Source organism: Aeromicrobium sp. (assembly GCF_014378035.1).
In the GTDB taxonomy this organism is placed as follows: Bacteria; Actinomycetota; Actinomycetes; order Propionibacteriales; family Nocardioidaceae; genus Aeromicrobium.
The window spans coordinates 1-13,204 of record NZ_JACMOM010000021.1 but is presented as its reverse complement, the minus strand read 5'-3'; the positions used below and the strand labels follow the sequence as shown (position 1 = coordinate 13,204).

The 13,204-nt window shown below is 67.4% G+C and carries 17 protein-coding genes; 8 read left to right on the top strand and 9 right to left on the bottom strand.

What is annotated here, in order from left to right; all coding sequences use genetic code 11:
* Positions 1-6: 6 nt before the first annotated feature.
* Positions 7-264, bottom strand: a complete 258-nt coding sequence (locus tag H7290_RS01290; RefSeq protein ID WP_290512208.1) for a metal-binding protein — start codon at positions 262-264, stop codon at positions 7-9.
* A 70-nt stretch (positions 265-334) separates the two neighbouring features.
* Between H7290_RS01290 and H7290_RS01285 the strand changes: the two genes are divergently transcribed.
* A complete protein-coding gene (locus tag H7290_RS01285) occupies positions 335-670 on the top strand; it encodes a metalloregulator ArsR/SmtB family transcription factor (protein ID WP_290512207.1) in 336 nt (111 codons plus the stop codon).
* Entirely contained in the window at positions 667-1,134 is a 468-nt protein-coding gene (locus H7290_RS01280) for a VOC family protein (protein ID WP_290512206.1), read from the top strand. Before H7290_RS01285 ends, H7290_RS01280 begins: the two co-directional genes overlap by 4 nt.
* 9 nt (positions 1,135-1,143) lie before the next feature.
* Here H7290_RS01280 and H7290_RS01275 read toward each other — a convergent pair whose 3' ends face one another.
* Positions 1,144-1,581, bottom strand: coding sequence for an OsmC family protein (locus H7290_RS01275; RefSeq protein ID WP_290512205.1), 438 nt, complete (start codon positions 1,579-1,581; stop codon positions 1,144-1,146).
* A gap of 148 nt (positions 1,582-1,729) precedes the next feature.
* Here H7290_RS01275 and H7290_RS01270 point away from each other — a divergent pair, with 148 nt between their 5' ends.
* The 5 genes from H7290_RS01270 to H7290_RS01250 all read left to right on the top strand — a co-directional run bounded on the left by H7290_RS01270 (position 1,730) and on the right by H7290_RS01250 (position 6,528).
* Positions 1,730-2,050: a 4-fold beta flower protein gene (locus H7290_RS01270; protein ID WP_290512204.1), complete on the top strand. Its 321-nt coding sequence runs from the start codon at positions 1,730-1,732 to the stop codon at positions 2,048-2,050.
* A 58-nt stretch (positions 2,051-2,108) separates the two neighbouring features.
* The gene (locus tag H7290_RS01265; protein ID WP_290512203.1) at positions 2,109-3,584 is read left to right on the top strand and encodes an SDR family oxidoreductase; all 1,476 of its coding nucleotides are present in this window, start codon (positions 2,109-2,111) and stop codon (positions 3,582-3,584) included.
* A gap of 118 nt (positions 3,585-3,702) precedes the next feature.
* Entirely contained in the window at positions 3,703-4,542 is an 840-nt protein-coding gene (locus H7290_RS01260) for a DUF1206 domain-containing protein (RefSeq protein WP_290512202.1), read from the top strand.
* Between the two features lie 44 nt (positions 4,543-4,586).
* Positions 4,587-6,152, top strand: a complete 1,566-nt coding sequence (locus tag H7290_RS01255) for an amino acid permease (RefSeq protein WP_290512201.1) — start codon at positions 4,587-4,589, stop codon at positions 6,150-6,152.
* A gap of 73 nt (positions 6,153-6,225) precedes the next feature.
* On the top strand, positions 6,226-6,528 hold the full coding sequence (locus H7290_RS01250; protein WP_290512200.1) for a hypothetical protein: 303 nt from the start codon (positions 6,226-6,228) through the stop codon (positions 6,526-6,528).
* A 47-nt stretch (positions 6,529-6,575) separates the two neighbouring features.
* On the opposite strand, the gene H7290_RS01245 is transcribed toward H7290_RS01250, so the two are convergent.
* The 3 genes from H7290_RS01245 to H7290_RS01235 form a co-directional block, all read right to left on the bottom strand.
* Complete coding sequence (locus H7290_RS01245; RefSeq protein WP_290512199.1) at positions 6,576-7,445, bottom strand: aldose 1-epimerase family protein; 870 nt, start codon at positions 7,443-7,445, stop codon at positions 6,576-6,578.
* A gap of 92 nt (positions 7,446-7,537) precedes the next feature.
* Positions 7,538-8,182, bottom strand: a complete 645-nt coding sequence (locus tag H7290_RS01240; protein WP_290512198.1) for an LON peptidase substrate-binding domain-containing protein — start codon at positions 8,180-8,182, stop codon at positions 7,538-7,540.
* Between the two features lie 74 nt (positions 8,183-8,256).
* The gene (locus H7290_RS01235) at positions 8,257-8,874 is read right to left on the bottom strand and encodes a TetR/AcrR family transcriptional regulator (protein WP_290512197.1); all 618 of its coding nucleotides are present in this window, start codon (positions 8,872-8,874) and stop codon (positions 8,257-8,259) included.
* Positions 8,875-8,950: 76 nt separating this feature from the next.
* Between H7290_RS01235 and H7290_RS01230 the strand changes: the two genes are divergently transcribed.
* Positions 8,951-10,285, top strand: coding sequence for a cytochrome P450 (locus H7290_RS01230; RefSeq protein ID WP_290512196.1), 1,335 nt, complete (start codon positions 8,951-8,953; stop codon positions 10,283-10,285).
* Between the two features lies 1 nt (position 10,286).
* On the opposite strand, the gene H7290_RS01225 is transcribed toward H7290_RS01230, so the two are convergent.
* The 4 genes from H7290_RS01225 to H7290_RS01210 all read right to left on the bottom strand — a co-directional run.
* Positions 10,287-10,910 carry an LON peptidase substrate-binding domain-containing protein gene (locus tag H7290_RS01225; RefSeq protein WP_290512195.1) on the bottom strand — a complete coding sequence of 208 codons (624 nt, stop codon included), beginning with the start codon at positions 10,908-10,910 and terminating at the stop codon, positions 10,287-10,289.
* A gap of 176 nt (positions 10,911-11,086) precedes the next feature.
* Positions 11,087-11,908: a hypothetical protein gene (locus H7290_RS01220; RefSeq protein ID WP_290512194.1), complete on the bottom strand. Its 822-nt coding sequence runs from the start codon at positions 11,906-11,908 to the stop codon at positions 11,087-11,089.
* 272 nt (positions 11,909-12,180) lie between these two features.
* On the bottom strand, positions 12,181-12,996 hold the full coding sequence (locus tag H7290_RS01215; protein ID WP_290512193.1) for an ABC transporter ATP-binding protein: 816 nt from the start codon (positions 12,994-12,996) through the stop codon (positions 12,181-12,183).
* Positions 12,993-13,204: iron chelate uptake ABC transporter family permease subunit (locus tag H7290_RS01210; protein ID WP_290512192.1), on the bottom strand; the 212-nt coding region annotated here is incomplete at its 5' end. The genes H7290_RS01210 and H7290_RS01215, both read right to left, overlap by 4 nt.

The window sequence follows — 13,204 nt, the reverse complement described above, 5'->3', positions numbered from 1 at the left end:
GTGGGCTCAGCTCGCTGACGCAGCCTTCCACGCGACGTACTGCTCGCGCAGGCAGAAGAAGCATGGCCGGTAGCCGGCACTCACGGCTGAGGCCTCGTCGGCGAAGAAGACCCGGCTCTTGGCGTACTTCTCGTCCTCGAGATATTTCAACGCGTTGGGGCAGTCGAGCCGGCCGTAGATCTTGCCGGGGCGCCACCCACCGAACTCGCCGGGCTCCTTGCTCTCGAATGTGCGACCGTCCGCGCCAAGCAAGGTATAGGTCATACGCGCATCCTTCCACGCCCGAAAATCTCACTATTTGACGGGTCCGTTAATTAACCATTACGTTACGTGAATGGCAACCGACCAGCTCAGCACGGTCTTCTCAGCACTCGCCGATCCGACCCGGCGCGAGATCCTCTCGAGGCTCGGCAGAGGTGACGCCACCGTCACCGAGCTCGCCGAACCATTCCCCATCAGCCTCCCGGCGATCTCACGCCATCTCAAGGTCCTCGAGACGGCCGGGCTGATCACCCGCGACAGGCAAGCGCAATGGCGCAGCAACCGCCTGCGGGCGGAGCCGCTCAAGGAGGCCACGACCTGGATGGGGCACCTGAGCGACCTCTGGGACGACCGTCACGACAGACTGCAGTCCACCTGTGCCGACGTCAACGACTGGAAGCAGCCATGAGCACCATCAGCATCACGCCATTCCTCTGGTTCGACAACAACGCCAGCGACGCCATCGAGCGCTACCTGACGGTGTTCCCCGACTCCGAGCTGGTCAACGAGAACCGCATGCCCGATGGCAGCATCTTCATCGCCACGCTCCGCCTGCAGGGGCAGGAGATCATGCTGCTGAACGGCGGACCAGCCCATCCCCACACCGAGGCGTTCTCGCTCTCCGTCGGTGTCGAGACGCAGGAAGAGGTCGACTCGATCTCCGAGGCGCTGATCGACGGCGGCGGCGAGCAGGGACCTTGTGGATGGCTCACCGATGCGTTCGGGCTGTCGTGGCAGGTTGTCCCGGCCCTGCTCGGACAGCTCATGAGTGACCCCGACCCGGAGAAGGTCGGCCGGGTCGGCACCGCACTGCGGCAGATGACGCGACTCAATCTCCAGGGGCTGCAGGACGCGTACGACGGCAAGGGCTGAGGGCTGACGTCAGTCTCCTGCGAGCACCACGTCCACCGGGGTGCCCACGATCACGGTACGCATCACGGTGCAAAGACGGTCGTGCGATTGATGCAACGCCCTTGGCAACACCTGCCGCGCAACGTCGCCGTCGGGACCTTCGGGCATCCCGACGTCGAAGGTGAGCGTGATGTTGGTCAGCCGGTTGCCCAGGTCGTCACGGATCTTGTCGGCACGCACGGCGACGGAGAGCTGATCAGGGTCTACCCGCTTGCCGATCAGGTGGTCGACGTCGATTGCCGTGCAGCCCGCAATGGCGACCAGCAGCAGCTCGACGGGCGAGAAGTCGGCATCGTCCCCCTCTCCGAGGTCCAGCGTGCCACCGCGTTGATTCGTCGCGCGAAAACGACCTTTGCCGGTGCGCTCCAGGTTGACGGAACGCTCGGTCTCAGAATGTGTGGATGACATGGGCTGAACGCTAGCCCCACGACTCTCTAGGCATAAAGGACTAGTCCTTTCGGGTCCTTTCGGTGCCATTTTGCGTGTCAAACGCCAAATTCCTTCACGCATCGCATCTGCGGCGTACGGTCGGATGAGTACTGGAAGGAAATCTCGGATGAGCAGCTACCTGTTCGACATGTCGGGCGAGGTCATCGCGTTCAGGCGCTCCTGGGCAGACCCCCACGTGTTCGACGCCCGCGGCGACTGGATCGGGTGGTTCCCGTGGGACGACAACAACGCCGTCGACCCGGACGGCCACTACCTCGGAACCGTCGTCGACGACCGACTGGTGCGCCGCAACGACTGGTACGACCGCCCCTGCACGGCGCCTCCGCCCGAGCCGGACACCGCCCGTCCGACCGGCCGTCCGCCCACCCCTCACAACTTTCCCAACAGCTTCGCCTACGACGACGCCCACCTCCAGCACCTGACCTGACGACGCTGTACCCGCCGCTCGACATGCAGGCTTTGCCCTCGTCACGAACACTGGAGGTATGAGCCCTACTCGCAGCCTTGTCACCGGCGCAACCGGGTACGTCGGCGGGCGCCTCGTGCCCATTCTTCTCGCCGCTGGTCATGACGTGCGCGTCATGGTGCGCGATGAGCGCAAGGCCCGCGCCCACCTCTGGTCGGACGATGTCGAGATCGCAGTTGCCGATGCCACCAACGCTGATCAGGTGGCCGAAGCGATGGCCGACATCGACGTTGCCTACTTCCTGCTCCACTCGATCGGCACGGGCGGCGATTTTGCGGCAACCGAGCGTGGCATCGCTGAGACATTTGCCGCCGAGGCCCTGCGAGCCGGGGTCCGCCGCATCGTCTATCTCGGCGGCATGGACCCGGCGGGCGAGAAGCTCTCCGAGCACCTGCGGTCACGCAAGGAGGTCGGCGACGTCCTGCTCGCCTCCGGCGTGCCCACTGCCGTGCTGCAGGCTGGCGTCGTCATCGGGTCGGGCTCAGCCTCGTTCGAGATGCTGCGCTACCTGACCGAGCGGCTGCCCATCATGGTGACGCCGAAGTGGGTCAACACCCGCATCCAGCCCATCGCGATCCGCGACGTCCTGCGCTATCTGCGTGGGTGCGCCGACCTGCCGGACGACGTCAACCGGGCGTTCGACATCGGCGGTCCGGAGGTGCTCACGTACCTCGACCTGATGCAGCGCTTCGCCGCCATCTCAGGCCTGCCAAGGAGGCGCATCCTGAGGGTGCCGGTCCTGACTCCCGGTCTGTCGAGCCACTGGGTCGGCCTCATCACCCCGGTCCCGGCGAGCTTGGCACGCCCTCTCGTCGAGTCGCTCAAGAACACCGTGGTCGCCTCTGACGACGACATCAAGAAGTACGTGCCCGATCTGCCGCAGGGTCTCATCGCCTTCGACCGCTCCGTCGAGCTGGCGCTCACCAAGGTGCAGGACCTCGACGTACCCACACGCTGGTCGTCCGCGGCGACCGCGGGGGCACCGTCGGAGGGTTTGCCGACCGACCCCGATTGGGCCGGCGGTTCGCTCTACCAGGACGAGCGGACGCGCGAGGTCAGCGCCAGTCCCGAGCACCTCTGGACCATCATCGAGGGCATCGGTGGCAGGAATGGTTGGTACTCGTGGGCGCTCGCCTGGTGGGCGCGCGGCGTCCTCGACCGTGTGGTCGGGGGACCCGGTCTGCGTCGTGGACGGCGCAATGCCAAGGCCCTCGCCGTCGGCGATGCGCTCGACTTCTGGCGGGTGGAGGAGACCGACGACAAGTCGTACCTGCGACTCCGGGCGGAGATGAAGCTGCCCGGGCTCGCATGGCTCGAGCTGGAGGTCGGGTCGACCGAGGGCGGCACCACGACATTCCACCACCGTGCGCTGTTCCATCCGCGCGGGCTGCTCGGTCAGGCCTACTGGTGGGCCATCCTGCCCTTCCACGGCATCATCTTCGGCTCGATGCAGAAGAACATCGCGAAGGCAGCAGAGGCGCTCGAATCGGCCTAGCGCCACCGTTTGCTGAAAGTCGTCCACAGAGATGGCTTGACGCCGGCCCGTCGGGCCCGCCTCATCCCGGGCGAGACGTGCCGTCTTCTGACACGATCATGGGGGCAAGGGAGGCCACATGAGCGAGGGCATGGCACGTCGGGGCGAGCGCGCCGGACGAGAGGCGCACCAGAGCACGACGCTTGAGACAGGTGCCCGCATCGGCCTTGTGGCATACGGCATCGTGCACCTGCTCATCGCGTACATCGCCGTCCAGGTGGCGTGGTCCGGTGGTGGCGACGCCAGTAGCGGCGGCGCGCTCAAGACCTTGGATGAGCAGCCGTTCGGCAAGATGCTCCTCTGGATCACGACCATCGGCCTCGTCGCGCTCGTGCTGTGGCAGCTCGGCTCGGCGGTGTGGGGCTACCGGACCGAGGAGGAGGGTCTCAAACGCACCCGCAAACGTCTCTCGTCCGCAGGCCGCGCCGCGCTCTACGCCGTGCTGGCCGTCAGCGCGTTCAAGGTCGTCACCGGCTCGAGTAGCGGCGGGGGAGGCAGCGACTCGAAGGAGGAGGGCTTCACCGCCAACCTTCTCGGAGCACCGTTCGGTCGGGTGCTCGTGGCCATCGTCGGCATCGCCATCGTGGTCGTCGCCGTCCGGCAGGCACACCGCGGCCTCACCGACTCGTTCACGCACGACCTCCAGCCGCAAGCGACCTCGGGCCGGTCCGGACGCGCCGTGCTGCTGGTCGGTCGGGCCGGTTATGTCGCCAAGGGCGTCGCCATCGGCATCGTCGGTCTGCTCTTCGGTGTCTCCGCCATCACCTACGACGCCGACAAGGCAGGGGGGCTGGACGACGCGCTGAAGACGCTCCGCGACCAGCCCTTTGGTCCGATTCTGCTGTCCTTGGTGGCAGCCGGGTTGGCAGCGTTCGGCGTCTTCTGCTTCGCGTGGGCCCGCTACATCCGTCAACGCTGACGACACGTTTGCGTCATGAGCCCGACAAGACAAGTATCTGACCCATGGCTCTTCCCCGACGGCTCGATCCGCGACTTCTTCTTCGACGACTACCGAGCACGGGTGAGGGCAGCCTGCGCATCAAGTCGGTCGAGCGCTCGATCGAGGAGACCGATGAGCCGGAGACCCGGCTCAAGAAGGAGCTGACCGCCTGGGACCTGACCTTCTTCGGGGTCGGCGTCATCATCGGCACCGGCATCTTCGTGCTCACAGGTCAGCAGGCCTATTCCAACGCCGGGCCCGCGATCGTGATCTCGTTCGTCCTCGCCGGCATCACGTGCGGGCTCGCCGCGCTCTGCTACGCGGAGTTCGCCTCGACCGTCCCGGTCGCCGGAAGCGCCTACACCTTCTCCTACGCGACCCTTGGTGAGCTGGTCGCCTGGATCATCGGGTGGGACCTCGTCCTCGAGCTGGCCCTCGGCGCCGCGGTCGTCGCCCGCGGCTGGTCGGCCTACCTGCAGAGCCTGTTCGGTCTTCCGTCGTGGCTCGCCGGTGACAATGCCACCCCTGACATCGGCGCGATCGCCATCGTCCTTGCCCTGACGGTGCTGGCCGTGTTCGGCACCAAGCTCTCGGGCCGGTTCACCGGCGCTCTGGTCATCGTCAAGGTCACCGTCGTGGCCTTCGTCGTCGTGGCTGGCCTGTTCTTCGTCAAGATGTCGAACTACACCCCGTTCATTCCTGCGTCGAAACCTGCCGAGGGCGGAACGGGTGCCGACCAGACACTGCTGCAGGCCATCTTCGGCCTCGAGCCGACGGCGTTCGGTGCCTACGGCGTCGTCGCGGCGGCGTCGGTCGTGTTCTTCGCCTACATCGGCTTCGACATCGTGGCGACATCGGCCGAGGAGACCAAGAATCCACAGCGCGACGTCCCCCGCGGCATTCTCGGCTCGTTGATCCTGTGCACGATCCTGTACATGGCGGTGTCGTTCGTCATCACCGGGATGCTCAAGTACAACGACAAGCAGATGAACACCGCCGCCCCCCTCGCCAAGGCGTTCGAGGCCAACGGTGCTGACTGGGCCAGCAAGATCATCTCCGTCGGCGCGGTGGCCGGGCTCACGACGGTGGTGCTGGTGCTGATGCTCGGCCAGACCCGCGTGCTGTTCGCGATGTCGCGTGACGGCCTCCTGCCGCGCAGCTTCGCCACGGTGCACCCGAAATTCGGCACCCCCTACCGCATCACGATCGTCACCGGTGTCTTCGTCGCCGTCCTCGCCGGCGTCGTGCCCCTCGCAGAGCTGTCGAAGCTCGTGAGCATCGGCACCCTGTTCGCCTTCGTGCTGGTCTCGGCCGGCGTCATCATCCTTCGGCGCACGCGTGCCGATCTCGAACGCCCCTTCAGGGTGCCTGCTGTGCCGATCGTCCCGCTGCTGTCGATCCTCGCCTGTGGGTGGCTGATGGTGAACCTGTCCGTCGAGACCTGGCTGCGCTTCGTCATCTGGCTGGTCATCGGATTCGTCGTCTACTTCTTCTACGGGCACGGCCACTCGCGCCTCGGCCGTGGACTCAAGCAGGCGTCGGCAGAACAGGGCGGCGCGGCTGCGGCCACGGAGCAGACCGATCGCTGACGAGGCGGCTGGCCCACTGGAGTCAGACATCACCCGGCTGCGACGCGGGGACCTCGGCCTGCAGGCCGTGACGATGCGTTTCCTCGACGCCGAGGTCGTGGTGCCGTCCGGAAAACCCATCGGCGGCGAGCCGTTCTCACCCGTCCTGATCGATCACGGAGTCGACCGATACCTCGCGGTCTTCACCACCCTGCGGGGTGCCGGGACCGTGGCACACATCGCGCCCTTCACCATCTCGCTCACCGGCCGCGACGTCATTGCCGGGCTCGACGACGATGTCGGCGTCGTGGTCAACCCGGGCGGCAACGGTTTCCACATCGATCCGCGCCTCGCCGCGACGATCCGCGCCAACCTCGACCCGCCACGCGCCGACTGACCCCTCCCGTCGCTGGGGGCGCGATCGTCGTCACGGTCTGATTGTCGTCACGGTGCGATCGGGTCGAGGCGGTACGTCATGATGTCCGTCTCTCCAGGTGACAGGTGCTCGATGCCGAGCTTGTCGGCCAGCTCGCCGGTGAAGTCCTGTGGCGTCGCGATGCCGCGACATGGCTCGATGCACAACAGCTCGGCACCGGTGGGCGGAGACCAGATGACCAGTGTCCCGAAGCTGTCGTCCCACGAGACTCGCAAGGCTCGGCCGCTGGGTGCGGAGTAGAGCAGCGACCTGCTGGCGACGTGGTCCATCACGATCGCGTCGGCCTCGAACAGTGCCGGATCGAGTCTCAAGCCGCGCCCCTCGACCGGGGTGTCGTGCGGGGTAGGAGTGAGCAAGGTCTTCTCGACACGACGGATCGGGGCGAGCTCGGGCTCGTCGAACTGCACCACGTGCTCGTTCTTCGGGGTGCCCGGTTCGAGCGGCCAGACGAACGCGGGGTGCGACCCGATCGAGTAGGGCAGCACCACGTCGCCCACATTGGCGACGGAGTACGTCGTGGACAGGCCGAGTCCGTCCATCTCGTAGGTTGCCCGCAGACGGAAGTCGAACGGGTAGCGCTTCCGCGTCTCAGGACCGTCGACGAGCTCGAACGTGGCCCGCTGATCGCTCTCCTCGACCACGGTCCATTCGAGGTCGCGCGCGAATCCATGCTGCGTCAACGGGTAGGTCCGGGCATCGACGGTGATGTGGTCGTCCGGCACGCGTCCGACGATCGGGAACAGGATGGGGGCGTGGCGTCGCCAGGCCTCCCCGGCCTGCCACAGGTACTCATGGCCATCGGCACCGCGCAGTGAGTGCGGCTCGGCGCCGTGGGGGGAGATGGCTACCTCGCCGGCAGCACTGCGCAGGGTGATCACGCAGGCAGCGTAACGGCTGAACATCGGCGGATCCGTTGTTCACATTCGGGGGCATGAGGTCTGTTGCAGCCGACGGCATCAACCCACCGGAGTCAGACCATCTCGTCGGGCCAGGCGTCGATCGACTCGCCGGCATCCTGGGTCGAGGTGAAGATGCTGTCGAGCAGCCGGCGCGGGTTGTCGGCGCCCAGGAGCGCCAGTTGATCCATCGGTCCGAGCGGGGCGATGGCCGCGAGCTGCCACAGGCTGGCGACGGGATCTTCTGACAGCCCGATGGTCGATGGCCACCGCTGGTCGTCGAACTCGCTGGCTTTCGCCAATGTTCGGCGGACCAGCGCCTCGCTCTGTACACGGCGCTCGTGCAGATCGGGGTCCCACTCCAGGTCGGGGATCATCCGCACGGCGGCCCTCGGGTACGGGGCCTCCGCGAGCCACTCGACCACCTCGAAACGGTCGGTGCCCTGAGCCAGCAGGCCGACGAACCCTTCACCTGTCGACACCTCACTGATGCGGGCCACCGTGCCGAGGGGGAAGCGCTGCTCGCCGCCACCGACCTCCTGGCCACGCTCGATGAGGACGACGCCGAACTCGGCGGCCTCGTCCGACAGGATGTCCTGCAGCATGGCGAGGTAGCGCGGCTCGAACACCCGCAGCGGCAGGGGCATTGCCGGGAACAGCACTGAGCCGAGGGGGAACATCGGCAGCTCCACCGTCGTGTCGCCGCTCCCGCTGGTCATGGAATCAGCCAACCATGCTGTGGCCATCCGGCAACCCAAGATTCTCGCTGCCATGGATCCTCAGCGGTGGATCCTCAGCGGTGGGAGGTCACGGTGAAGTGGTGCGTGGCAGCGTCGACGATGCCATCCGGCGACGCCTCGAGCTTCCCCTCGATCCAGGCGGTCACGAGCTCGGTCACGCCACCGATGAACATCGTGGCCGCCATCTCGCCCTCCGGCCTGCTCCACGCCTTCGGTCCGTAGAGCTCCCGAGCCTCGCGGGCCGACAGCTCGGCAAATTGCCGAAGCAGCTCGGCTCGCCTCGGCCGCAGCGCGACGAGCGACGCCGACTCGACGATCGCGACCCGGCCCTTGCGTGGGTCGTCGGTCAAGATCTTGACGAAGGCCCCGATCGTGGCCCTGACCCGATCCGCCGGGCCGCCTTCGGTCGAGTCGAGCGTGGCGACGGTGCGCTCGGCGATCTCGGCCGCGATGCCCTCCATGACCTCGATCAGTGCATCGTCAAGGCAGGCGAAGCTCTGGTAGAAGTAGCGCTCGGTGAGCCCGGCCTCAGCGCAGATGCGCGTCATCGTGACCGTGGGGCCGCCGTCGCGTCCCCACACCTCGAGCGTCGCCGCGAGGAGTCGGGCGTGCCGGTCGGCGCGACGATCCTGCGCGCTGACGCCTCGGTACTGACCTGCCCTGACCGCCATGAGTCGATATTGACAGAGCATCCTGTCTGAATCAAGATGGCCGCAGACCGGATCACGAATCGGCGACAGGAGCGGCATGACGACGACGCGAAGCACCACCACCTCCACCCCGCCAAGGCGCCGCGGTCTGCCCTACGTCGGGCAGACCCTCTCCTACATCCGCGATCCGCTCGCCATGATGCGCGAGCACTTCGACGACTACGGCCCCGTCTCGGACATCTCGTTCATCGGCAAGCGCTGGACCGTTCTGCTGGGTCCAGATGCCTGCGAAGCCGCTCTGCGCAACGCCGACAAGGCGTTCGCCAGCGGCGACGGCTGGGGCTACCTTGTCGGCCCGTTCTTCGATCGCGGCCTGATGCTGCTCGACTTCGAGGAGCACCACCGACATCGCCGGATCATGCAGTCGGCCTTCACCCGCGATCACCTCGAGCGGTACACCGCAGCGCTCGGACCCGCCGTGTCGGCCGGGCTCGAGAAGTGGCAGCCGGGACCAGATTTTCGGGCCTACCCAGCGCTCAAGGAACTCACGCTCGACCTCGCCACGACGGTGTTCATGGGCGGCGCCGACCTCGACTCGCTCGACGAGCTGAGCAAGGTGAACCAGGCCTTCATCGATTGCGTGCAGTCGGCAACGGCCCTTGTGCGCGTCAACATTCCGGGCACCCGCTGGGGTCGGGCGGTGCGTGGCCGTGCACTGCTCGAGCAGTTCTTGCGTCGACACCTCCCCGACAAGCGGGCGTCGCCGGGCACCGACCTCTTCTCGGTGCTGTGCCACATCAAGACCGATGACGGCGAGCACTTCTCCGACGACGACGTCATCAACCACATGATCTTCCTGCTGATGGCCGCGCACGACACCTCGACCATCACGGTGTCGACGATGATGCAGCACCTCGGCCAGAATCCGCAGTGGCAGGAGCGGTGCCGCGCCGAGGTCATGGCACTGCCGGAGCATCCCACCATGACTGACCTCGACGGGCTCGAGACCATCGATCTCGTCATGAAGGAGGCGCTGCGGCTCGTGCCACCCGTGCCGGTCCTTGCCCGCAAGACCGTCAAGGAGACGGAGGTCCTGGGCCACCGCATCCCCGCCGGCCGCCTCGTCGCCGTCATGATGCACCTCTCCCACCACATGGACGAGCTGTGGCCGGACCCCGAGACGTTCGACCCGGAGCGGTTCGCCGAGCACCGTCGGGAGGACAAGGTCCACCGCTACGCCTGGGAGCCATTCGGTGGCGGCGTGCACAAGTGCCTGGGCATGTTCTTCGCCGGCGCCGAGGTCAAGACGATCCTGGTGCACCTCCTGCGGACCTACTCGTGGACCGTCGACCCCGAGTACACCGCGCCGATGAACTACCACTCCTTGCCATTTCCCAAGGACGGCCAGCCGGTTCACCTGACCCGGCTCTGAGTCACCAGCTGCTGCGGGCGTCGAGCACCTCGGCGGCGTCCGTCGTGGTGGTGAAGATCGAGTCGAGGAGCTCGCGCGCGCTCGTGGACCTCAGCAGGGTGAGCTGGTCCAGCGGTCCGATCGGGGCGATCGCCGCGAGCTGCCACATCGCGTCGATGGGGTCGTCGGCAAGGGCGACGGTCGGCGACCAGACCGTCTCCTCGAGCTCAGCAGCCCGCACCAGGGTGCGCCGGACCAGCGCCTCGGCCTGGTCGCGTCGCTCACCGAGGTCGTCGTCCCACTCCAGTGCAGGCAGGTCGCGGACTGAGGCGAGCGGGTATGGATCCTCCGCGAGCCAGTCCACGACCTCGAACCGGCGCGTGCCCTCGCCCATCAAGCTGATGAAGCCGTCACCGACCTTGAGCTCGGCGACCTGCGCCGTGACTCCGATGTCGAACCGCTTCTCGCCGCCACCCACCTCCTGGCCACGCTCGATCAGCACGACTCCGAACTCAGCCGGCTCAGCCGTCAGGATGTCCTGCAGCATCGTCAGGTAGCGAGGCTCGAAGACTTGGAGCGGCAGAGGCATCGCCGGGAACAGCACCGAGCCGAGCGGGAACATCGGTAGCGCGACGGCGTCGTCCATGTCTTCATCCCACACCATCGACGACCACTCCGCTGCGCGGAACCGGTCGCGGTGTCGACGAACCCCGCTGCGTGATCCAGACGAACGTCACGACAACAGGACCCCGACCGGGGTCAACAGAAGCTACAGCAACGCCGACGTGGCCGGCATGCGTCTCACGCCCAGCCGACCGGCGCTCAGGCAGGCACCTGGCAGGCGAGCGCGAGGTGCTGCTCGACGACCGGCGCGATCTGCTGGGCGACGATCGTGCGAAGCTCCTCGGCCGGCAGTGGCCGCGCGACGATGTCCCGCCCCGCGCCCGGACGCCCTGAAGACACGAGCCAGCAACCGGCCGGCCCTGAGTACAGCCCGAGCACCTCGGGGCTGGTGTCGCCGACTGCACGGACGACGAGGTCCGCGCGCACGAAGGCCGCTCCCAGCCGCTCGAGCAGCTCGACGGGAGGCGTCGGGTCGGCTGCCGCCTCGACGGGCAGGACGAACGAGTCTCCTTCTCCGTCCGCGGCGTCGGGGTGGATCGTGGCGGCGATCAAGCGCTCGGCCAGCCGCGCCGTGTGGGAGAGGGCGAAGCGGTGGATCCCGTCGCCGCTGACCTCCTCGATCAGCACCACGTCGTGGTTGAGGTGGGCATACCAGAAGTCCTGCGCCCTCTCGGTCGTGCGCGCGACCACGACGAATGAGCTTGCGGTGCGCAGCGTCACGGTCGTGGCGACATCGCTTCGGATCTGCAGGTCGAGGGCCGCCGGGTCGTCGCCGAGCGGCCCCGTGGGTCGGTCGTCGGTCGCCGGCGGGTCGACGATTCCGCGCGCGAGCAGCCCGCGATAGGCCGTGCGGACGAGCGGCTCGAGGTCCGGGGTACCGGCACTCATCCCGCGCTCGTCGAAGTAGGGCGTCACCACGTGGACACCCGGGCCCCCGAGAAAGGCGAGCTCCTCGTCGGTCAGTGACTCCAGCGGTACGTCGTCCACGGCCGGGTCTGCATGGTTGATGGCAGTAGTCATGGTGCCCCTATCTGAGCAGTTCGATGGAAAGCGTCTGGCGTGCTCTTGGCGTGCTCTCGGCGCGGCGGAAAAGGCCGTCCGTGACGTCGTCGGCCGCAGCGGGCGCAGGTCCGGCCCAGCTGCGCGACAGTGAGGGAGGCAGGGAGGGGGTGGACGTCGCACACGTGACCTCGGAGGTCTGGGAGTCGGCGTCCAGCGCCGCCAGATCCACTGCACACTCGCCTGCCACGTGATTCCCCCGAATCGGTTGACGAACCAGATCGTTCACCACTCTAGGTGGTGACTGCCTCGCTCTTCCGCGCGTGGTGCCGGCCGCGGGGGACGACCATGGGCGTGCCGCTGACCGGGTCGGGCACCACCTCGCACGACAGCCCGAACACCTCGGTGATCACTGCCGCGTCGATGACCTCGTTCGGCGGCCCCTCAGCGAGGACCGTGCCATCCTTCATCGCGATGATGTGGTCGGCATAGCGGCAGGCGAGGTTGAGGTCGTGCAGGACGATCACGATGGTCTTGCCCGACACCCGGTTGAGATCGGTCAGCAGGTCGAGCAGCTCCACCTGGTGGTTGATGTCGAGGAAGGTCGTCGGCTCGTCGAGCAGGAGCAGGTCGGTGTCCTGCGCGAGTGCCATGGCCACCCAGACCCGCTGGCGCTGACCGCCGGAGAGCTCGGCGATGCGCCGGTCGACCAGGTCGATCGTCCCCGTCGCCTCCAGCGCGCCAGCCACCGCGTCGTCGTCCTCGGCGCTCCACCGTCTGAACCAACCCTGGTGCGGGTAACGACCACGACCCACGAGGTCACCGACCGTGATGCCGTCCGGCGCCACGGGAGACTGGGGCAGCAGGCCGAGCACCCGGGCGACATCGACGCTCCTCATGTCCTGCATCGAGGCGCCGTCGAGGATGACCGCGCCACTGCGCGGACGCAGCAGCCTCGCCAGACCCCGGAGGAGGGTCGACTTGCCGCAGGCGTTCGCTCCGACGATCACCGTGATGCGACCGTCGAGGATCGTGACGTCGAGGTTGCCGACGACGGTGTTGTCGGCGTACCCGAGCGTGAGATCCGTGGCATGCAGGTCGTGAGTCATCCGCCGCGTCCTTCCCTGTTGCCGGTGGCGAGGAGCCAGATGAGATAGGGCGCGCCGATCGCGCCGGTGACGACGCCGGTGGGCAGGTCGACCGGCAGAGGGTGGTGCGAGAGGAGACCGGCGCCGAGCACGATGGTCGCACGGGTGAAAGCGGCCGCTAGAAGGCCGCTACCCGAAGCCGGCCCGAGCAGCCGTTGGGCGATCGGCC